The 18,901-nt window shown below is 66.1% G+C and carries 20 protein-coding genes and 1 pseudogene; 9 read left to right on the plus strand and 12 right to left on the minus strand.

Going from position 1 to position 18,901, the window contains the following annotated elements:
- Window positions 1-8: 8 nt before the first annotated feature.
- Together AU187_RS19780 and AU187_RS19785 are read right to left on the minus strand one after the other, a co-directional pair.
- Window positions 9-1,190, minus strand: coding sequence for an acyl-CoA dehydrogenase family protein (locus AU187_RS19780; protein ID WP_059102233.1), 1,182 nt, complete (start codon window positions 1,188-1,190; stop codon window positions 9-11).
- Window positions 1,191-1,281: 91 nt separating this feature from the next.
- Window positions 1,282-1,707, minus strand: coding sequence for a 2Fe-2S iron-sulfur cluster-binding protein (locus tag AU187_RS19785; protein ID WP_231740458.1), 426 nt, complete (start codon window positions 1,705-1,707; stop codon window positions 1,282-1,284).
- Between the two features lie 19 nt (window positions 1,708-1,726).
- On the opposite strand from AU187_RS19785, the pseudogene AU187_RS19790 reads away from it, so the two are divergent.
- The 3 genes and pseudogenes from AU187_RS19790 (at window position 1,727) to AU187_RS19800 (ending at window position 4,979) form a co-directional block, all read left to right on the plus strand.
- Window positions 1,727-3,342: pseudogene (locus AU187_RS19790) on the plus strand (flavin-containing monooxygenase).
- Window positions 3,343-4,149: a mycofactocin-coupled SDR family oxidoreductase gene (locus AU187_RS19795; protein ID WP_059102234.1), complete on the plus strand. Its 807-nt coding sequence runs from the start codon at window positions 3,343-3,345 to the stop codon at window positions 4,147-4,149.
- Complete coding sequence (locus tag AU187_RS19800; RefSeq protein ID WP_059102235.1) at window positions 4,146-4,979, plus strand: mycofactocin-coupled SDR family oxidoreductase; 834 nt, start codon at window positions 4,146-4,148, stop codon at window positions 4,977-4,979. The genes AU187_RS19795 and AU187_RS19800 overlap by 4 nt, the downstream gene beginning before the upstream one ends.
- On the opposite strand, the gene AU187_RS19805 is transcribed toward AU187_RS19800, so the two are convergent.
- The 5 genes from AU187_RS19805 to AU187_RS19825 form a co-directional block, all read right to left on the minus strand.
- A complete protein-coding gene (locus AU187_RS19805) occupies window positions 4,980-5,852 on the minus strand; it encodes an alpha/beta fold hydrolase (RefSeq protein WP_082683736.1) in 873 nt (290 codons plus the stop codon). It lies immediately after the preceding gene.
- A gap of 72 nt (window positions 5,853-5,924) precedes the next feature.
- A complete protein-coding gene (locus AU187_RS19810; RefSeq protein WP_059102236.1) occupies window positions 5,925-6,770 on the minus strand; it encodes an ABC transporter permease in 846 nt (281 codons plus the stop codon).
- Window positions 6,767-7,642: an ABC transporter permease gene (locus AU187_RS19815; RefSeq protein ID WP_059102237.1), complete on the minus strand. Its 876-nt coding sequence runs from the start codon at window positions 7,640-7,642 to the stop codon at window positions 6,767-6,769. Before AU187_RS19815 ends, AU187_RS19810 begins: the two co-directional genes overlap by 4 nt.
- 2 nt (window positions 7,643-7,644) lie before the next feature.
- A complete protein-coding gene (locus AU187_RS19820) occupies window positions 7,645-8,811 on the minus strand; it encodes a polyamine ABC transporter substrate-binding protein (RefSeq protein ID WP_059102238.1) in 1,167 nt (388 codons plus the stop codon).
- 52 nt (window positions 8,812-8,863) lie between these two features.
- Window positions 8,864-9,988 carry an ABC transporter ATP-binding protein gene (locus AU187_RS19825; RefSeq protein ID WP_059102239.1) on the minus strand — a complete coding sequence of 375 codons (1,125 nt, stop codon included), beginning with the start codon at window positions 9,986-9,988 and terminating at the stop codon, window positions 8,864-8,866.
- Between the two features lie 209 nt (window positions 9,989-10,197).
- Here AU187_RS19825 and AU187_RS19830 point away from each other — a divergent pair, with 209 nt between their 5' ends.
- The gene (locus AU187_RS19830) at window positions 10,198-10,626 is read left to right on the plus strand and encodes a type II toxin-antitoxin system Rv0910 family toxin (RefSeq protein WP_059102240.1); all 429 of its coding nucleotides are present in this window, start codon (window positions 10,198-10,200) and stop codon (window positions 10,624-10,626) included.
- Between the two features lie 15 nt (window positions 10,627-10,641).
- Here the strand turns inward: AU187_RS19830 and AU187_RS19835 are convergent, their stop codons facing one another.
- From AU187_RS19835 to AU187_RS19845, 3 genes are read right to left on the minus strand one after another with little or no spacing between them, the layout of a single operon-like run.
- A complete protein-coding gene (locus tag AU187_RS19835) occupies window positions 10,642-12,114 on the minus strand; it encodes an MFS transporter (protein ID WP_059102241.1) in 1,473 nt (490 codons plus the stop codon).
- A gap of 38 nt (window positions 12,115-12,152) precedes the next feature.
- Window positions 12,153-13,037 carry an alpha/beta fold hydrolase gene (locus tag AU187_RS19840; RefSeq protein ID WP_059102242.1) on the minus strand — a complete coding sequence of 295 codons (885 nt, stop codon included), beginning with the start codon at window positions 13,035-13,037 and terminating at the stop codon, window positions 12,153-12,155.
- Window positions 13,034-13,525, minus strand: coding sequence for a MerR family transcriptional regulator (locus AU187_RS19845; protein ID WP_059102331.1), 492 nt, complete (start codon window positions 13,523-13,525; stop codon window positions 13,034-13,036). The genes AU187_RS19840 and AU187_RS19845 overlap by 4 nt, the downstream gene beginning before the upstream one ends.
- 46 nt (window positions 13,526-13,571) lie before the next feature.
- On the opposite strand from AU187_RS19845, the gene AU187_RS19850 reads away from it, so the two are divergent.
- The 5 genes from AU187_RS19850 to AU187_RS19870 are packed head-to-tail and all read left to right on the plus strand — an operon-like array spanning window position 13,572 to window position 17,538.
- The gene (locus AU187_RS19850; protein ID WP_059102243.1) at window positions 13,572-14,186 is read left to right on the plus strand and encodes a class I SAM-dependent methyltransferase; all 615 of its coding nucleotides are present in this window, start codon (window positions 13,572-13,574) and stop codon (window positions 14,184-14,186) included.
- An 18-nt stretch (window positions 14,187-14,204) separates the two neighbouring features.
- Window positions 14,205-15,320, plus strand: a complete 1,116-nt coding sequence (locus AU187_RS19855; RefSeq protein ID WP_082683737.1) for a CapA family protein — start codon at window positions 14,205-14,207, stop codon at window positions 15,318-15,320.
- 53 nt (window positions 15,321-15,373) lie between these two features.
- Entirely contained in the window at window positions 15,374-15,973 is a 600-nt protein-coding gene (locus tag AU187_RS19860) for a TetR/AcrR family transcriptional regulator (RefSeq protein ID WP_059102244.1), read from the plus strand.
- A 4-nt stretch (window positions 15,974-15,977) separates the two neighbouring features.
- The gene (locus tag AU187_RS19865; protein WP_059102245.1) at window positions 15,978-16,679 is read left to right on the plus strand and encodes an SDR family NAD(P)-dependent oxidoreductase; all 702 of its coding nucleotides are present in this window, start codon (window positions 15,978-15,980) and stop codon (window positions 16,677-16,679) included.
- A gap of 37 nt (window positions 16,680-16,716) precedes the next feature.
- On the plus strand, window positions 16,717-17,538 hold the full coding sequence (locus tag AU187_RS19870) for a thioesterase family protein (RefSeq protein WP_059102246.1): 822 nt from the start codon (window positions 16,717-16,719) through the stop codon (window positions 17,536-17,538).
- Window positions 17,539-17,557: 19 nt separating this feature from the next.
- On the opposite strand, the gene AU187_RS19875 is transcribed toward AU187_RS19870, so the two are convergent.
- The gene (locus AU187_RS19875) at window positions 17,558-17,962 is read right to left on the minus strand and encodes a death domain-containing protein (protein ID WP_059102247.1); all 405 of its coding nucleotides are present in this window, start codon (window positions 17,960-17,962) and stop codon (window positions 17,558-17,560) included.
- Between the two features lie 88 nt (window positions 17,963-18,050).
- Window positions 18,051-18,836, minus strand: a complete 786-nt coding sequence (locus AU187_RS19880; protein WP_059102333.1) for a bestrophin-like domain — start codon at window positions 18,834-18,836, stop codon at window positions 18,051-18,053.
- Window positions 18,837-18,901 lie beyond the last annotated feature (65 nt).

Here is an 18,901-nt window from a genome sequence, read left to right on the forward strand (position 1 = left end):
CGGCCTTTCTAGATCAACGCCCGCAGCGGGCCTTCGGGATCCACGCCCAGCGAACTCAGTGCCGACGCGTGGTAAATAGTGCCTGGTGCGTGGATCGCGTGGGCTTGGCCGACGTGCACGTCGCGCCAATACCGTTGTAGCGGCTTGTCCATGCGCGCGGCGTTACCGCCGGAGCGGGCGAAGATCTCGTCGACCGCCGAGACGGCGCGCCACACCGCCCGTACCTGCGTGCGGCGTCCCGCGGCACGGTCAGCGAAGCTCACTTCCTTGCCCGTGGCGACGATGTCGTAGATGCGATCGACGTTGGCCAACAGCTCCTGACGCGCGGCGTTGATGTCCGCGGCGGCCTCGCCGATCGCGTACATGACGTAGGGATCGTCCTTGATCGCCACCCCGGTGGCGTTGACACGCTCGCGCTGGTAATCCAGGTGCGCGGCCAGGGCGCCCTCGGCGATGCCGATGGTCGCCGAGGAGATACCCAACGGGAACATTGTCGACCACGGCATCAGGTACAACGGTTCGGTCATGCCGGCTTCGCGTTGGGCGGTTCCGTCCATCACCTTCGTGGCGTCCATCGTGCGGTATTCCGGTACGAAGGCGTCGCGCACGATGACGTCCTTGGAACCCGTACCGCGCAGGCCCACCACGTTCCAGGAGTCCTCGACGATCTCGTAGTCCGAGCGCGGCAGGATCATGTGCAGCATCTGCGGCGGCATCAACGGCTTACCGTCGGTGTCACCGAGCATCGCGCCCAGGATGATCCAGTCACACGCGTCGGTGCCGGAACTGAACTGCCATCGGCCGTTGAAGAGATAGCCGCCGTCGACCGGCTTCGCGACGCCCTGTGGGGCATATGGAGATGCCATCCAGGTGTCGATGTCGTCGGCCCAGACTTCCTCGCCCACCCGCGGGTCGGCATAGGCCAGTTGATACGGGTGCACCCCCACCACGCCGTTGACCCAACCCGCCGCGGGGTCCAGCGCCGCGGTGGCCATCACCGTCTCGGCGAACTCGCGCGGGTGGACCTCATAGCCGCCATGCTTCTTCGGCTGCAGCAGCCGGATGGAACCGACGGACTTCATCGACTTGACCGTGGCGTCGGTCAGCCGCCCGATCTTCTCGGCCTCAACGGCCTGCTCCTTGAACTGGTCGGCCAGTTCCATCACCCGGTCGAGTACGCGCTCGGTCATGCTGATGTCCTAACTGTGTGGGCGTGATTCATGGTTACCGCAGACGGCGTCCGTAGGGGGCCGAATCCCGGTCAGCGGACGAGAATCGGCGTCAATACTCGATCTGGACCTCGTCGCTCACCGGGCGGGCCTGGCAGCCCAGGATGAGGCCGTCGGCGAGATCGGCGGGTTCGAGAATGTCGCAGGTCTCCATGTCGACCTTGCCGGACACCACGGTCGCGACGCACGACCCGCAGTGGCCCTCACGACACGAGTGCGGCGCGTCGATGCCCGCATCGAGCAGCACGTCGATGAGCGTCCTGTCGCGCGGCCATCGCAGGTAGTGGCGAGCGCCGTCCAGGTCCACGGCGACGGTCGCATCGACACCGGTATCGACTGGCGTGTCGCATGCTTCGGCTTGTGGCATGAGGCGATCCTGGCCGACCCACCATGCCCAGTCGACCTGCACTTCCATTGGCCGGAACACGGTGATCGCGAACGTCCGGTCAACGGGAAGCCAGCCCGCCAGCGGCGTCACTAGGACCTACCGTGACGGCGTGAGCATCTCGGGTGAACAGACCGTCGTCGACGCGGTCGTGGTCGGTGCGGGGTTCGCGGGGCTGTACGCGTTGCACAGGCTGCGCTCGCAGGGACTGTCGGTGCGGCTCTTCGAAGCGGCTCCGGAGATAGGCGGAACCTGGTACTACAACCGCTACCCGGGCGCGCGGTGCGACGTCGAGAGCGTTGACTACTGCTACTCGTTCGCCACCGAACTCGAGCAGGAGTGGGACTGGTCGGAGAAGTACGCGACCCAGGCCGAGATCCTGCGGTACATGAACTGGGTGGCCGACAGGCTCGGTCTGCGCGACGGCATCACGCTCAACACGAGGGTTGTCTCCGCGGTCCTCGACGAGGACACCTTGCGGTGGACCGTGACGACGGACGGCGGCGAGGCGGTCACCGCCCGGTTCTGCATCATGGCGACCGGCCCGCTGTCGGCCGCGCTGACACCTGATTTTCCCGGCCTTGACGACTTCGCCGGCGAGCTGTACCACACCGCGCACTGGCCTCACGAGCCCGTCGACTTCACCGGGAAACGGGTCGCCGTGATCGGGACGGGATCCTCTGGCATCCAGTCGATTCCGATCATCGCCGAGCAGGCCGCACAGCTCTACGTGTTCCAGCGCACGCCCAACTACAGTGTGCCGGCGGGAAACAAGCCGCTGACCGACGAGGACCGCGCGCAGATCAAGGCGACCTACGGCGAGCGCCGTCGGCTGTCGTGGCGCAGCGGCGGGGGCTCGCCACACATCGCACACCCGAAGCTGACGATGGAGGCCACGCCCGACGAGCGCAGGGTCGCGTTCGAGAAGCGCTGGGAACTGGGTGGCGTGCTGTTCTCGAAGACCTTCAGCGATCAGATGACCGACATGGCGGCCAACGAGGAGGCCCGCAAGTTCTATGAGGAGAAGGTTCGCGCGGTCATTGCCGATCCCGACGTCGCCGACCTGCTGATCCCCACCGATCACCCGATCGGCACAAAACGAATCTGCACCGACACCAACTATTTTCAAACGTTCAACAAGCCGCACGTGAAGCTGGTCAGCGTCCGCGAGACACCCATCGTGTCGATCGACGCCAGCGGCATCAACACCTCCGACTCCCATTACGACCTGGACGCCATCGTGCTCGCCACGGGTTTCGACGCGATGACCGGCGCTCTGGCCAAGATCGACATCGTCGGGCGCGACGGGAAGACGCTGCGCGACGACTGGGGCGATGGGCCTCGCACCTATCTGGGGCTCTGCGTCGACGGGTTCCCGAACCTCTTCCTGGTGTCGGGACCGGGCGCACCCGCTGTGCTGGCCAACATGGTTCTGCACGCCGAGGCCCACATCAACTGGATCGCCGACGCGATCACCCACCTCGACGAGTACGGATACGCGCGCTCGAGGCGACCCCCGAGGCGGTAGACAACTGGGTGGCGGAACTCAACCGTCGCGCCGAGGCCACGTTGTTCACCAAGGCCAACTCTTGGTACATGGGCGCCAATGTGCCCGGCAAGCCACGGGTTTTCATGCTGTTCCTCGGTGGCTTCGGGGCGTACCTCGATATCTGCAACGAGGTGGCGACCGCCGGCTACAAGGGGTTCAGCCTCCTGGGGGCGCAATAGATGTCGGGTCTTGCCGAGAAGGTCGTCGTCGTCACCGGTGCGGCCAGGGGCACCGGGCGCGTGCACTGTGAACGGTTCGCCGAGGAGGGCGCCGACGTCATCGCCGTCGACACGCAAGCCAACGTCGAGGACCTCGAAACCACCGCAGCAGAAGTGCAGCGGCGCGGACGCCGATGTGCGGTCGCTGTGGCCGACGTCCGCGACCTGGCCGGCCTGGAGTCCGCGGTGCGCGACGGGGTGGCACGCCTGGGCCGCCTGGATGTCGTCATCGCCAACGCCGGCATTCACACCGCCGGAGCGCCGGCGTGGGAGTTGACCGAGGACACCTGGCACCACACGCTCGATGTCAACTTGACCGGGGTGTGGCACACCGTGCGTGCTTGCCTGCCGCACATCGGCGAGACCGGCGGATCGATCGTGATCATCAGCTCCACCAACGGTTTACGTGGTACGGCCAACACCGCTCATTACACGGCGAGCAAGCATGCGATTGTGGGCCTGGCGCGCACGCTCGCCAACGAACTCGGGCCCCGCGGCATCCGGGTGAACACCGTCCATCCGGGCGCGGTCGCCACGCCGATGGTGCTCAACCACGCGACGTTCAAGCGACTGCGGCCCGACCTTGCCGACCCGACCGCCGCCGACGCCGCGGAGGTGCTGGCCGCGCGCAACCTGCTGCCGGTGCCGTGGGTCGAACCTGTCGATGTCGCCAACGCGGTGGTCTTCCTCGCCTCCGACGAGGCGCGCTACATCACCGGCACCCAGATCGTCGTCGACGCCGGGCTGACGCAGAAGACGACGGCATGACAGGACGATTGGCGGACAAGGTCGCGCTGATCACCGGCGCTGCCCGGGGTATCGGCCGGGCCCAGGCGGTGCGGTTCTCGGCCGAGGGCGCCGACGTGATCGCGCTCGACGTCTGCGGTCCCGTCGACACGGTCGTCGTGCCCTCGGCGACTCCGGCCGACCTGGAAGAAACGGCGCGCCTGGTCCGCGCCAACGGTCGCAACATCGTCACCGGCATCGTGGACGTGCGTGACTCCGAGGAATTACAGGAGGCCACCGACCGAGGCGTCGCCGAGCTTGGCGGCCTCGATATCGTCTGCGCGACAGCGGGAATCACGTCGCGCGGGATGGCGGCCGAGCTCACCGAGGCGGCCTGGCAGACGATGCTCGACGTGAACCTGTCCGGTGTGTGGCGGACCTGCAAGGTCGCCGTTCCACACCTCATCCGTAGAGGATCCGGATCGGTCATCTTGGTGAGTTCCATTGCGGGGCTGCGCGGATTGGTCGGTGTCGTTCACTACACCGCGGCCAAGCACGGTGTCGTCGGGTTGATGCGCAGTCTGGCCAACGACCTGGCTCCGTACGGCATCCGAGTCAACTCGGTGCATCCGACCAACGTGGACACACCGATGATCCAGAACGACGCGGTGGCAACTGCATTTCGTCCGGACCTCGACCGGCCGCCCACCCGAGAGGAGTTCGCGCAAGCCGCCCGGACGATGAACATGCTGGACATCCCGTGGGTCGACCCCATCGACGTCGCGAACGCCAGCCTTTTCCTTGCTTCCGATGAGGCCCGCTACGTCACCGCCGCGACCCTGCCGGTGGACGCCGGAGCGACGCAGCGATAGTCACGGACGGGCCAGGAAGCCGAGCACGGTGCTCTCAAACGCCTCCTTGGCCTCGATCATGGCCCAGTGTCCGCAATTCGGGAACACGTGCAGTTCGGCGTTGGGGAGGGTGCGCATCGGGATCAGTGCCATGTCAAGGGGACTGACGCGGTCGTCGCGTCCCCACGTCAGCAGTGTGGGGGCGGCGACTCTGTGCATCTGAGCCCACGGCATCGGGGCGTCGCTGCTGCGCATGAACGCCATCATCTGCGCGAAAGCCGCCTTGCCGTACATGCGCCGGGCGGCCGCTAGCGTCTCCGGGTCGGTCGCGAGTTGCCACCGCTCCTCGATCAGCTGCTCGGTGACCAGCGACTGGTCGTAGACCATGGAGTTGAGCCAGTCGACGAGCCGCTGCCGGGTCGGGTCCTCGGTGAACTCCTGCAGGAGTCGAATGCCTTCGCTGGGGCCGGGACTGAAGATGTTCGTGCCTATACCGCCGATGGTCACCAGCTTGCCGATACGGTCGGGATTGTTGATCGCGAAGTTGATTCCGACGCCGCCGCCCATGGAATTGCCCACGATGTCGACGCGATCGATTCCCATCGCATCGAGGAACGGCACCACGGCACCCTGAGCGGTGACCATCGGATGACCGCCGAAATCGTCGCTGACCCCGAATCCCGGGAACTCGAGGATCAGACACCGGAAGCGCTCGGCGAAGGTGGGGAGCACGGCGCGGAAATTGCGCCAACCGGTGACACCGGGGCCGGAGCCGTGGAGAAACAGCAGAACGGGTCCCTTACCCACGTCGTAGTAGCGAAGCACGCCGGAGGGCGTCGGCACCTCGCGCAGATCGTTTTCGACTCGGGAGGTGAAGGCGGCGGTGTCGGTCACGATGTCAGCCTGCCATGCGCGGCCGCCGGGCCGTCGCGCTGTTCCGCTGATCGGACCTCCCGGTCAGTCCGGCTAGCTCTCGATGCGTCTGCGGCGGTACAGGGTTCCGGCCGCCAGCAGGGCGAGGCTGATCACCAGGATCGCCGTCGCGAGCACATTGATCTGCGGCGGCACCGCGGCCTTGACCGCCGCGTTCACATACAGCGGATAAGTCACCGTCGAACCGCTGACGAAGTAGGTGATGATGAAGTCGTCGAGCGACAACGCGAACGACAGCATGGCCGCCGCGACGACGCCCGGGACGATCAGCGGCAGCGTCACCTTGAAGAAGGTGCGCGCAGGGCCGGCGCCCAAATCCATGGAGGCATCCTCGAGCGTCCAGTCGAAGCCCCGCACCCGGGCGCGCACGGTCATCGCGATGAAGCTGACCTCGAATGCGATATGCGCCAACACGATCGTCAGGTAGCCGGTGGCCCACCCCAGGTCGAGGAACAGCACCAGCAACGCCGCACCCATCACGACTTCGGGGGCGGTCAGCGGGAGCACCAGGAAGGTGTCGACCGCGCGACGTCCCCGCCACCGTTGCCGCACAAGCGCTATCGCCACCAGCGTGCCCAACACCAACGCGACCGCCGTCGAAACCGCTGCCACGTTGATGCTCAGCCGCAGCGCCTCGGTCAGCGCCGGGTACTTGAACGGATCGGCCCAGTTGTCCAGCGTGAAACCCTGCCAGCTGTAGTTGAACTTGCCCTTCGGATCGTTGAACGAGAACAGCACGATCACGAAGATCGGCAGGAACAGATACAGCAGCACCAGGCCCGCGACGATCCGCAGCAGGACGTCGCCCCATCGCGCGGATCCCTTGACCCGCTTGGCCGGTGACGGACTCGTCGCGGCGTTCATCGCCTGCAGCGTCATACGAGTTCCTCCGTGCCCAACGCCCTGGTGTACAGCAGGACCCCCGACAGGATGATGCCCATGAGCACCATGCTCAGCGCCGCCGCGGAGGGATAGTCCTTGACCACCAGGAACTGCTGCTGAATCACGTTGCCGATCATCGTTGTCTGCGTGCTGCCGAGATACTCGGCGTTGATGAAGTCACCCGCAGCCGGGATGAATACCAGCAGGCTGCCGGCCAGCAGGCCCGGCATCGACAGCGGCAGAACGACTTTTGTGAAGCTTCGGGTGTTCGATGAGTACAGATCTTTGGAGGCTTCGATCAACCGTGGGTCGATCTTCTCCAGGCTGACGTACAACGGCAGGATCATGAAGATGATCCAGTTGTAGGTGAGTCCACCGATGACGGCCCAACTGGTCGACAACAGCCGGCCCTCGCCGGGCAGCAACCCGATCGCGTCCAGTGCCCCGACCAACCAACCGTCGTCGGCCAGAATGGTTTTCCATGCGATGGTGCGGATCAGGAACGTCACGAAGAACGGCAGGATCACCAGGCCGAGGAGCAGATTCTTGAACCTGCCGGCCTTGAATGCGATCACGTAGGCAAGCGGGAAAGACAGCAGCGCGCACAGCACCGTCGCCATGACGGCGTAGCCGAATGACCGCAGTATCTGGTCGTGATACTTGTCGAACGCCTCGGTGTAGTTCGCGAAGTCCCACGAAAACGTCAGCGTCGGAAGGAATATCGAACCGCTCGCCGTCGACAGCGATGTCCGGGCCAACGAGACGAACGGCACGACGAAGAACACCGCAAGGTAGACCATCGCGGGCAGGATCATCAGATACGGTGCGATCCTGCTGCGCTGTCGACGGCTGCCGGCGACGCCTGCCATGCTCAACCGCCGGTGACAGCTGCGAACATCGAGGCGTACTGCTGCTTCTGCTCGTCCTCGAGCGGCGCCCAGGCCTTGATGCGGTCGAGCGTGGCTTGCGGCGGGTTGATCAGTTCATTCTTGGCCAGGTTCGGGTTGATCTTGTCGAGCTCGCGGGTCATGTCCGAGAGCACCGGCACGAACTGCGTGAAGGCGATCAGTTTGGCGTAGTTGGCCCGGTCGTAGACGTAGTCGATCCACGCCTCGGCCGCCTTCTGGTTCTGCGTCGTGTACGGGATCACCATCGTGTCGACGAAGTCGGTGCCGCCGGCTTCCGGGACCACGAATTGCAGGTCGGGGTTGTCGGCCTGCAACTGCACGACATCGCCCGAATACGCCTGCGCAAGCACGACATTGCCCGCGGCGAGGTCGTCGGCGTAGTCGTTTCCGGTGAACCTGCGGATTTGCCCCTTGTCGTTCTGCTCGCGGACGAGGTCGACCGCTTTCTGCACCGATTCGGTGTTCGGCGAGGCGGGGTCGCCGCCCTGCGACTGCATGATCATGCCAAGGCCGTCCTGGAAATCCGAGAGCATGCTGACGCGGCCTTTGAACGCCGGATCCCACAGGTCGTCGACCCTGGAGATCTCCCGCCCGGTGGCGGCGCGGTTGTACGCGAGACCGACCATGCCCGTCAGGTACGGCGCGCTGAACTTGCGACCGGGGTCCATCGGCGCGTCGAGCATGTCGCGGCGCAGGTTCTTCTTGTTCGGGATGCCGCCTTCGCTGAAATCGTTGAGCCAGTTCAGCTTGCGGACCTGGGTTGCCATGAACGCCGTCGGCACCACGAGGTCGGCGCCGATGTCCTGCTTGCGTGACAGCGGTTCCTTGACCTTGGCGAACCATTCCTCGTTGTCGTTGAAGTCCTCCTTGTAGTCGACGGTGATGCCCGAGGCTTGCTGGAAGGCCGCGATGAATCCGTCGGCCATGTACAGCGGCCAGTTCGAGATTCGTAATGTGCCGCTCGCCGGTGCGCCGTCTTCGGTGGTGGTGCCCGAAGGGCTGGTGTCGGAACCGCACGCTGCCAGGAAGGACGGGCCGAGGGCGAGTGCGGCCGCCGCCGCGGTGCCCCCGCCGATGAAGCGTCGACGTGACACCCAGCGAGAATCTGCGGGTTCTATGCGTGCGGACATGGCGGCTATGCCTTTCGTCGGAGGGGAGGGGAGGGCGTCGACAACCTTCGACTCAGGAGTCGTCGAGCATCTCCTCGAGGTCCTCGGTGGTGGGGATGTCGGCGGCGGGCAGGACCAGCGACGCCTCGGGCGCCCAGCAGACGTGGACGTCGTCGCCCGGCCGCAGCAGCGGCAGGTTCTGTTCGGGACCGACGTGGGCGACGATCGTCGAATCGTCGGGCGCGGCCAGCGTCAGCCGCACCACGGGCCCCTGGAAGGTGAGGTCGGTGACCGTCGCACGCACTGCTGCGACGTCGCCGGTCGGCGCATCCTGGGAAAGGGGAGCGACATGGACGCGTTCGGGGCGCACCATCAGCGTCGCGTGCCCGCCGGGTTCGATTGCGGTTTCGCCGGCACGGGCCTTCAACCGGGTCCCCAGCGCCTCGATGTCGACGAAATCGCTGTGCACGGCCCCGGTCTGCGTGCCTGCCCACAAATTCGCCTGCCCGATGAAACTCGCGACGAAAACCGTTGCGGGACGGTCATAGATCTCGGTGGGAGTGCCGATCTGGTCGACATTGCCGGCGTTCATGACCGCGATGCGGTCACTCATGGTCAGTGCTTCCTCTTGATCGTGGGTGACGTAGACGAACGTGATGCCGACCTCGCGCTGGATGCGCTTGAGCTCGTCTTGCATGGCGTGGCGGAGTTTGAGGTCCAGCGCGCCGAGTGGCTCGTCGAGCAGCAGCGCGCTCGGGTAGTTCACCAACGCCCGGGCCAGCGCTACGCGCTGCTGTTGGCCGCCGGAGAGCTGGCCGGGTCTGCGGTCGGCGTATTCGGTCAGCCGCACGATCTCCAAGAGGTCGCCGACCCGTTTGCGGACCGTGCCTTTCCCGTGTGCCTTGTCCAGCTTCCTGCTGCGCGGGCCGTAAGCGACGTTGTCCCACACGGACATGTGCGGGAACAGCGCATAGTGCTGAAACACCGTGTTGACATTGCGTTTGTGCGGCGGCACCCCCGACACGTCGGCGCCCTCGAGGCGGATCGCGCCGGCGCTCGGGGTTTCGAACCCGGCGATCATGCGCAGCGTGGTGGTCTTGCCGCAGCCAGACGGCCCGAGTACCGAGAAGAACTCGCCCGATGCGATGGAGAAGTCCGCGTCGGCCACCGCGACATCGCCGCCGAAGTGTTTCGTCACGTGGTCGAGTTCGATGACTGGGGCACCTGTGGGGTGGGTCGCCTCGTCACGTCCCGATGATCGGTCAACCGCGGTGGTGTGTGAGCCGGTCAGTGCGGATCCTCCTCCGGGGCGCCCCAACGGTGTTTCTCGGTCAGTTTCCCAGCCGAAGGCGCTGGTTGGGGGAAATACCGTTTACCCGTCCCGCTTCGCCGGGTACGGCATTGGGCATGGCCGCAGTGGATGTTTCGGTGTCATCGGATCTGGAGCCGCACAAGGCGTGGGCGTTGGCCTCGGATCTGAGCCGGTTCGACGAATGGCTGACGATCTTCGGCGGCTGGCGCAGCGAGGTGCCGTCGGACATCGAGGTCGGGACCTGTGTGTCCTCGTCGATCAAGGTCAAAGGGTTCCGCAACACCATCCACTGGCGCGTCACCCGCTATGACGAGCCGAAGGTCATCGAGATGATCGGCCGCGGCAGGCCGGGCATCCGCATATGCCTGACACTGTGCGTCCGCGACGAGAAACCGGGCTCGACGTTCCAGGTGGTCGCCGATCTGTCCGGCGGGCTGTTGAACACCCGCATCGGCAACCTGGTCGCCAGGGTCATCGAGTCCGACGTGCGCAAGTCGGTCACCAACTTGGCCGCCCTCCGGTGAACCATTGCCGGATCCTCAGCCCCATTCGTGGTTCATGGCGCGGGACTCGTAGCGCGCCTCGACGGAATCGACGGGCCGTGGCGTCGGTCGTGACACCGCGATCAACACCAGAGCCAACATGGCCGTCACCGCGCCTCCGAGGAAGATCGCGAAGAAACTGCTTTCCATCGGTACTCCGGCGCCGGGCGTCGACCGGCTGAGCAGCATGGCCACCAGCGCGGCGGCCATCGAGCTGCCGATCGTGCGCGCGATCGCGTTCATGCTGGTCGCCACACCGGTTTCGCCTGCGCCGACCTCGCTGACGACCAGTGCCGGCAGCGCGCCGTAGCCGAGGCTGATGTAGGCGTTGGCGAGGATGCCCGCGACGATGACCTGCCAGGTGTGCGAGTGCGCGAACGTGATGAACAGGAACCCGGCGATGCCCGCCACTGCCGCCAGCATGAGCACCGGTCGGGCGCCGAAGCGGTCGATGTACCGCCCGCTGACCAACGCGACGAGAAAGCCGGTGAACGCGCCGGGCAACAAATAGACGACGCTGGCTTCCAACACCGACGCGCCGAAGCCGTACCCCGCACCGTCACGGGGTATCTGGACGAACAGGGTCAGCCCGAGGAACGCGAAGTACAGCCCCATACCGACGAAGATCGTGGCGAGGTTGGTCAGCATGATCGGCCGCCGCGTGAGCATCGTCGTCGACACCAGCGGCTGTCTGGCTCGCCGCTCCCAGCACCACCATCCGGTCAGCACAGCCGCACCGCCGAGCGCGCAGCCGAGGGTGGCAGGTGACGTCCACGCCCACGTCTGTCCCTGGGTGATCGCCAGTAGCAGAGCCGACAGGCCCACCGCCAACCCGGTGGCGCCGAGCCAATCGATGGATCCGGCGGCGCTGCGCGGACGCCGCGGCACCACCAGAAGCACGATCGCGATCACCATCACCGTGAACGCCGTCGTCAACCAGAACACCCGGTGGTAGCCGGCGTCACCGCTCATCAGCAACCCGACCACGACGAGGCCCGTTCCGCCGCCGAACCCCAACGTGCCGGACAGCACCGCCATCGCCGACATCAGCCGGTCGGAGGACAGTTCCTCGCGCAGGATGGCGATGCTGATCGGATACAGGGCGTAGGACGCCGCCTGCAGCACCCGGGCGACGATGAGCAGTTCGAGCGACGACGTGGTGGCGGCGAGCAGCGATCCGGCGAGCACGACGACGAGTACGCCGAGCAGCACCCGGTGCTTACTGTGCAGGTCGGCGAGCCGCCCGAGCAGCGGGGACGCGGCGACGGCGGCGAGCAGGTTGGCGGTGACCGCCCAACTCACCCCGACGATGGACGCGTCCAGCTGGTCGGCGATGATGCCGAGCACCGGGACGACGGCGGTCTGCAGGACGGCGACGGTGAGCACGACGATGGACAGCCCGGCGACCAGCAGGCGCGGCGACTGGAGTGGCGGGAGACCGGTCGAGCGTGTCGTGTCGGTGTCGACCACGCCCGCTCCGATCGTTAGCCCATCTTCGGTTCTGTCGATTATGTCCGGTGGTCCGCGGGAGCCGGTGCCGGGTGTGCGCCGTCCCGCGTGGTGGTGATGAAGTCGTCGAGCAGATCCACCACCTCACTCGGGCGTTCCACATGCGGGAAGTGGCCGACGCCTTCGAGCACTTCGAGCCGGCATTCGGGCCGCGCTTCTTGCGCCATGTACGCGTGGTCGACCGGGATGATGCGATCCTGGTCACCCCAGATAGCCATGACGGGCATCTCCGATGCGACGTGCAGCCGGTTCAGCGCGCTGACCGCCTGCCCGCGATAGTCGACTACGGAGCGCAGCGTGCGAAGGAACGCGTGGCGGGTCTGGGCGTCCGCAAGTGAGGAATAGGCGCTCCACATCTCCGCGCCTCGGGGCGATTGGATACCAGCGGTGGAGAACCAGTTGCGCAGCCTGTTGCCCGCGGCCAGGATCGCCCGCGGCGCGATGAGTGGGAGCAGGAACTCCGAACCCGGCGCCGACAGCAACCGCAGCGTCCAGCCCACATCGGGACCCAGACCGCCGCTGCTGATGAGCACCAGCCGTTGACACCGGTCGGGGTGTTGATAGACAAACTGCATGGCCACGCCGCCGCCGAGCGATTGCCCGACCACGGTGGCACGTGAAATTTTCAACTCGTCGAGTAGATCGCGCAGCCACACCGCGAACGCACCCAGGGAGTAGTCGCCGCGCGGCTTGTCGGACTGACCGTGTCCCAGCAGGTCGGGTGCGACCACGCGGTATTTCCGCGACAACTGGGGGATGACGGCCCGCCACGTTTCGGAACTGCCGGCCATTCCGTGGATCAACAGCAATGCCTCTTCGCCGTCACCGATGTCTCGATAGGCCACACGGTCACCGTGCAGCTCGAGAAAGTTGATGTCGCTCATGCGTGACTGGCCCCTTCGCGGTCGTCCACAGTGCCTACCCAGAAACCGCTACGGGTATCGCCCGCGCCGCCGCGCTCGGACGCGAGGTCCTCGACCGACATACCGTCGACCAGGCGGTCCAGTGCGCCGGTCATCGTCGGGCACTCGCGCACGGGGTGATCCGTCGGACAGTGCAGGGCGTGGGTGAGGAAGTCCTGCGCACCGCGGGCTTGGGCGATGACATCGTCGAGGTGAGCGATCTGTTCGCGCACGAGGTCGCGCCATTGCGGGCTGGGCGCGTCGAGAACCGCGGCGGCGGTGTCGAGTGGCAGCCCCAATCGGTGAAAGATCTTGAGGAACGCCAACCTGCGAAGCTCCTCGGGCCCGTACATGCGGGTGCCGGCGCGCCGCGCCTGCGGGCACACCAGGCCGCGCTCGTCGTAGTACCGCAGGGCCGACGACGTCATCTGGAGCCGGGCCGCCGCCTCGCCGATCGGGATCGTTTCCATATCGACATTTGACTTCAAGTCGACTTGAACCGGCAAGCTCGCGATCATGTCATCTTCCGTGGAAATGCCCGCCAACCACCACGCCGACCACCCGGGCTTCTCCGGCCCCATGGGAGCGTTGTGCGGGCTTGCCTTTCTGATCGTGGGCCGCGCGAACGCGCGGCTGGCCGCCGACGCCGCCCCGGTGTTCCGACAGGACAGGGTGGTCGACATCGGTTGCGGTCCCGGCACGGCCGCCCGTGAGGCCGCACGCCGCGGCGCGACGGTGACTGGCGTCGACCCCGCCCCGGTGATGCTTCGGCTCGCCCGACTCTTCACGCGCGACGGGGCTATCGACTGGCGACAGGGCGTCGCCGAGCGGGTGCCGCTGCCGGACGGTTCGGCCACGGTGGTGTGGTCGCTGGCGACGGTGCACCACTGGAAGGACCTGGCCGCCGGGCTGAGCGAGGCGCACCGGTTGTTGGCCCCCGGTGGCCGACTGCTCGCCGTCGAGCGTCATTCGCCGCCGGGAGCGACGGGCATCGCGAGTCACGGATGGACGCGGCAGCAAGTCGATTCCTTTGTGGCGCAGTGCCGCTCCGCGGGCTTCCGCGACGTCGAGGCCGAGGCCCGGAAAGCGGGCCGCCGCGACATGTGGGTGGTGCGCGCCCGCCGACCGTGACCGGCGGACAATGAAACCGTGTCGCGCGCGACGGGATCCGATGCCGTCGTCTTCCTCACCGGAGACGTGATGACGGGTCGCGGCATCGATCAGATCCTGCCGCATCCGGGGGACCCGACGCTGCGCGAATCCGTGGTCTCCGATGCCCGAGCCTATGTGCGCCTCGCCGAGCGCATCAACGGACCCGTTCCCGTGCCGGTCGACGTCAGCTGGCCGTGGGGAGACGCGCTGTCGATCCTCGACGAGATGACTCCCGACGTCCGCGTGCTCAATCTGGAAACCAGTGTCACGACCAGCAGCGAGTTCGCAGCCCGAAAGGCCGTGCACTACCGGATGCATCCGCACAACATCGGTTGCCTCACCGCGGTCAGACCCGACGTCTGCGTGCTGGCGAACAACCACAGTCTCGACTTCGGTCATGTCGGGCTGGCCGAAACATTGCGCGTCGTTGGGCGTGAAACACGTTGCGCCGGAGCTGGTTCAGACATCGCCGAGGCGCAGCGACCGGTGGCGGTGGAGATCACCGGCGGCGCCCGCGCAGTGGTGAGTGCGATCGGTTTCCCCTCGAGCGGCATCCCGTCGGGTTGGGGCGCGACGGACAGCCGGCCCGGCGTAGCGCTTGTTTCCGACATGTCCGACCGCGCCGCAACGGCGGTCGCCGGTCGCACCCTGGCGGAGAAGCGGCCCGGCGACATCACCGTCGTATCGATGCACTGGGGCTCGAATTGGGGCTACGAGGTCGACGAGGCGCAAATCCGCTACGCGCATCGACTCGTCGACGAGGGCATCGATGTCGTACACGGTCATTCGTCCCACCATCCGCGACCGATCGAGGTGTATCGCGGCAAGCTGATCCTGTACGGGTGCGGCGACACGATCGACGACTACGAGGGCATCGCCACATACGAGGCCTTCCGGCACGATCTGCGATTGCTGTACTTCGCGTCGGTCGATCGCCACAGCGGCCGTCTCACCCGGCTGACACTGGTGCCGATGAGGATGCGCCGGATGCGGCTCGAACGCGCCGCGGATCCGGATGTCGAATGGCTGCGCGCATCGGTCGAGCGGATGAGCGCCCGGTTCGCGACCAAGGTGCGCTGGGAGTCGGATGGAGCATTGGCGGTCATCTGGTAGCTTTACGATCGGCTAGTAGAAACTTGACGATCGTAAAGCAGACGGGTTTGGTGATGGCGACCGCCGCGACGGACAGAACCGACGCCACCGACACCCGGCAGCGGCTCATCGACGCGGCGGTCGCGCTGTTCACCCGGCACAGCTTCGCCGGGACGTCACTGCAGATGATCGCCGACGAACTGGGATTCACGAAAGCGGCGATATACCACCATTTTCGGACCCGTGAGGAGCTCCTCGGGGCGGTGCTCGAGCCGATACTGGGGGAGTTGCGCACGGTCGTCGAAGTGGCCGAAGCGCGTCGCACCCCGCACGCCAGGGCGGAATGGATGCTGAGCGGTTACGCGGATGTGGCGGTGCGCAACCGGGGGCTCGTCGCGGTCCTGGCCGCCGACCCCAGCGTCGCCACCGCGCTGCAGCAGCGTCGCGACTGGCGCGATCTGATCACCCGGCAGCTACGCCTGCTCGCCGATGTCGAACCGGGCCCGGCGGGGGAGATCAAGGCGGCGATGGTCTTCGCGGGCCTGGCCGGAGCGGTGGGACCGATGTGGGTGCAGTTCGACGACGCTGCACTGGCCGCACATCTGACGGATGCAGGCAGACGAACGCTGGGTTTACGAACGCCACGGCGCATAACGCATCAACGAAAGGGATGAGCAGATGAAGACAGCGGTGGTCACGGGCGGCGGCTCGGGGATCGGACGCGCGGTCGTGGACAGGCTTCGCGCCGGTGGGTACCACGTCGCCGTTGTCGACCTGACGCCGAACGAGGACGAGTTGGCGTTCACCGCCGATGTGACCGACCGCGCACAGGTCGACGCCGCGCTGTCGGCCGTCCGCGCCCGACTCGGGCCGGTGACGATCCTGGTCAATGCTGCTGGCCTCGACGGCTTCTCGCGGTTCAGCGACATCACGTTCGAGCAATGGCAGCGCGTCATCGACGTCAACCTCAACGGGGTGTTCCATTGCGTGCAGGCGGTGTTGCCCGACATGGTCGAGGCGGGTTGGGGCAGGATCGTCAACATCTCCTCGTCGAGCACCCACTCCGGCGCGCCGTACATGGCGCACTATGTCGCGGCGAAGTCGGCGGTCAACGGCCTGACGAAAACGTTGGCGCTCGAGTACGGCCCGGCCGGCATCACGGTGAACGCCGTGCCGCCCGGCTTCATCGACACCCCGATGCTGCGGGCGGCCGAGGCGCGGGGCAACCTCGGGGATATCCAGGCCACCATCGACGCGACACCCGTGCGCCGCATGGGCAAGCCCGAAGACATCGCGGCGGCATGCGCATTCCTGATCTCCGAAGAGGCCGGCTATATCACCGGGCAGATCCTCGGCGTCAACGGCGGTCGCAACACCTGACCGCCGGCCCGCCGACACCCTGTGCGAAGATCCGCCAATGACCACCGAGCCTGCGTATTTCACCCCGACCACGGACGGAGGATTCATGCCGACCGTGTTCGCCCAAAGCCATTGGGGCGATGACCACCTCAACGGTCCATCCATTGTCGGGTTGGCTGCGCAGGCGCTGGAGAACCACTACGGCTCAGCCGAGTTCATGCCGACACGGCTCACGGTGGACCTGTTTCGGGCCGCGCGAAACGTCCCCACCACCGTCGAGGTACGGCTGATACGGGACGGACGCCGGGTGCGCAACGCGGAATGCGATGTGGTGCAGGACGGCCGCCCGGTCGCACATGCCACCCTCGTGCAGTACCGGCGGTCGTCGCCGCCACCCGGGCAGGAATGGGCCACACCGGATTCTGCTCCCGAGCTTCCTGAGCGAGACGACGCGCTGGCGCCCTACATCGGCAGCGACGACGCCGGATGGACACGTTCACCAGCGGCGCACCAGAACACCTCACGCAAGCGCTTCTACTTTTCGAGCGCGAATATCGTTGCGGACGAGAAGGTTTCGCCGTTTGCTCGAGCCGTCACGGTCGCGGAGTCGACCAGCCTGGTGACCAACCTCGGCAGCGACGGAATCGGCTACATCAACGGGGATCTGACCGTCGCGATGTCGCGTCTGCCGGTCGACGACTGGATCCTCGTGCAGGGCGACTCGCACTGGGCGGCCGACGGCATCGCAGTGGGGACCGCGACGTTGTTCGACCGCCAGGGCGCGTTCGGGTCCGGCATGGTGACGGCGGTGGCGAACCCGGCCGCGCAGATCGACTTCAGGAATCGACCGTTCCCGAGGGGCGAGATCAACTACGAGTGATCACGGCTCCACAAGGCGGTCAGGGCTTCTTCCGCGTGGTCCGGCCGCCCGAGGATTCCTTGCTCGGCGGCTGGCTCGAACCTCGACTCGCGAACCGGCCGACGGTGGAAACGCCTGGGATACGCGACACAGAGTTGTACACCTCGTTGCCGGTCGCCACAAGCGCCTCGAGTTGAGGCAGGATCGAGTCCATGGTCCGGATCATCGGATCAGCCAGTGCGAGATAGCGTTCCGCGCGGTCGATCGCCGCGTTGAGGCGCTCTGTGGCAGTGGCCAGATTCTCGATGAGATCGGGCATTTGACTAGCCAGCTGTATCGATGCCGGCGGAATGCGCATGGCTTCGCTCGCGAGCGACTGTGCGGTATCGGCAGCCGACTGTGCGGCTTCCTTGATCTCCTTGGGAGTCGGAACCTTGGGGCTCATGTGACAACGATGCCGCACTGTGATCGCGTTGTCCGTTGATTGGCACAAGCCGCTTGCACCGGCTGGGCCAAGTTTCGCAACGTGACGCTCACGTTCCCCTGTCGACCAGATCGAACACCATGAAAGCCTCTGAAAAAGGTTCTGGGGTAACGCCCATCGGCCCAAACGGGTGGTCCAGGACAAAGATGAGGTACAGCAGCAGGACAAGCAGCACGGTGACGGCACTGACCAAGACGATGTGAGCACGGCTATCAGCCAGTCGCATGTGGCTGGTGAGCATGATGAGGACAAGTCCGCCGAAGATCAATGCGCACCACAACAGCGTCGGGATGCGCGGTTTGGCGTCCAGGATCCGTGCGCTGCGGACAGACGACATTTCCGTCAATTGGCTGAGGAACTGCTGGTCGACCGGGCTGGCTGCCACACCTGGCTTGTCAGCACCGACGATCCGGTACATTGCCGTGATCGCCGCTCGGCCTTCGTTGCTGATACTTCCGAATTCGTTCTTGCCCCATTCCGGACCATGCATCGCGGCGGCGTACCTGCGGAGTTGCTCACGCACCTGCGATTGTTCGGGCTGCGGCATTGCGACGGTCTGGCGGTACATCGTCTTGAGTAGCGACGCCTCCTTGGCGACATTCGTCTCGGCCGAGAGGTACTGCTGCCACCCGACGACCACGGTGAACCCAAGGAGAGCACCGTAAATCAGGCCGACCACCGTGAGGAACGGCGACAGTATCGAGTTGTGCTCCGGGCGCGAGTTCCGGGCAACGATGCGGCTGGCTAGTAGCACGCTGCCGACCGCTAGCGCCACTCCGCCAACGATTACGGCGCCAAGCAGTAACCAAGCGCCGATCACCCCAAAGTCGCCCATGGTTGACAGGATGCCAGCCAACATTTCGTCGCGGCGCCAGATTCGATCGCTTCGTCTCAAGTTTT

This window comes from Mycobacterium sp. IS-1556, from assembly GCF_001499985.1.
In the GTDB taxonomy this organism is placed as follows: Bacteria; Actinomycetota; Actinomycetes; order Mycobacteriales; family Mycobacteriaceae; genus Mycobacterium.